At 66.7% G+C, this 1,353-nt stretch carries 2 protein-coding genes; both read left to right on the top strand.

From position 1 onward, the window contains the following. Nucleotides 1-338: fructose-bisphosphatase class II (locus B4M62_RS00585; RefSeq protein ID WP_290703615.1), on the top strand; the 338-nt coding region annotated here is incomplete at its 5' end. Nucleotides 339-447: 109 nt separating this feature from the next. Further along, nucleotides 448-1,353: fumarate hydratase (locus B4M62_RS00580; protein ID WP_290703613.1), on the top strand; the 906-nt coding region annotated here is incomplete at its 3' end.

Genomic DNA, 1,353 nt, shown 5'->3' with positions numbered 1-1,353 from the left:
CGCCCGAGGGCGTGATCGCCGCCGCGGCGCTCAAGGCCATGGGCGGCTCGATCCAGGGCAAGCTGTGGCCGCGCGACGACGCGGAGAAGGCCAAGGCGATTGCCGCCGGGCACGATCTGGACCGGGTGCTGACCACCGACATCCTGGTGCGCGGGGAGAACACTTTCTTCGCCGCGACCGGCGTCACCAACGGCGACATGCTGCGCGGCGTCTCCTACCGGGCCAACGGCGCGACGACCCGGTCGCTGGTGATGCGCTCCAAGTCCGGGACCATCCGGCGCATCGAGAGTGTGCACCGCACCGCCAAGCTGCGCGAGTACGCCCGTATCACGGTCTAGCCGGTGTGGGGTGAGGTCGCTTTGGCGCACCCCGGGGGGCGGCGAGGATTGCCGTCTTAGGCTGCACTAACCAGCCCGTTGGCGCGGGCGGAAAGTAGCATTGCCGATTGTGAGCACACCAGCACAAGCTCCCGATTTCCAGTACTCCGACCTCCTGCCGACCGGCCCGGACGAGACGCCCTACCGGCTTATCACCAGTGCCGGCGTCTCGGCCTTCGAGGTCGACGGCCGGCAGTTCCTCAAGGTCGATCCGGCCGCGATCACCGCGCTGACCGCGGCGGCGATGCACGACATCAGCCACTACCTGCGGCCCGCACACCTGAAGCAGCTGCGCCGGATTATCGACGATCCCGAAGCGTCGGGCAACGACCGCTTTGTCGCACTGGACCTGCTCAAGAACGTCAACATCTCCGCCGGTGGCGTGCTCCCCATGTGCCAGGACACCGGCACGGCCATTGTCATGGGCAAGAAGTCCGAGGGGGTGCTGACCGGTGCCGATGACGCGGAGGCCGTGTCGCGCGGCGTCTACGACGCGTACACGAAGCTCAATCTGCGCTACTCGCAGCTCGCCCCGCTCACCGTCTACGACGAGAAGAACACCGGCACCAACCTGCCCGCGCAGATCGAGATCTATGCGACCGAACAGGGGCCCGGGGGACCGGAGTACAAGTTCCTGTTCATGGCCAAGGGCGGCGGCAGCGCGAACAAATCCTTCCTCTTCCAGGAGACCAAGGCAATCCTGAACCCTAAGCGCCTGTTGGAGTTCCTCGACGAGAAGATCCGCTCGCTGGGCACGGCGGCCTGCCCGCCGTATCACCTTGCCGTCGTGATCGGCGGGACGTCGGCGGAGTTCGCCCTCAAGACCGCCAAGTACGCCTCCGCGCACTACATCGACTCGCTGCCGACGCGGGGGTCGATGGCCGGCCACGGCTTCCGAGACCGCGACTTGGAGGAAGAAGTCTTCAAGCTGACCCAATCCTTCGGCATCGGGGCGCAGTTCGGCGGCAAGTACTTC

Origin of the sequence: Gordonia sp. UBA5067 (genome assembly GCF_002414845.1) — a bacterium.
GTDB classification, from domain to species: domain Bacteria; phylum Actinomycetota; class Actinomycetes; order Mycobacteriales; family Mycobacteriaceae; genus Gordonia; species Gordonia defluvii.
This window is presented reverse-complemented; position numbering and strand designations above follow the sequence as displayed.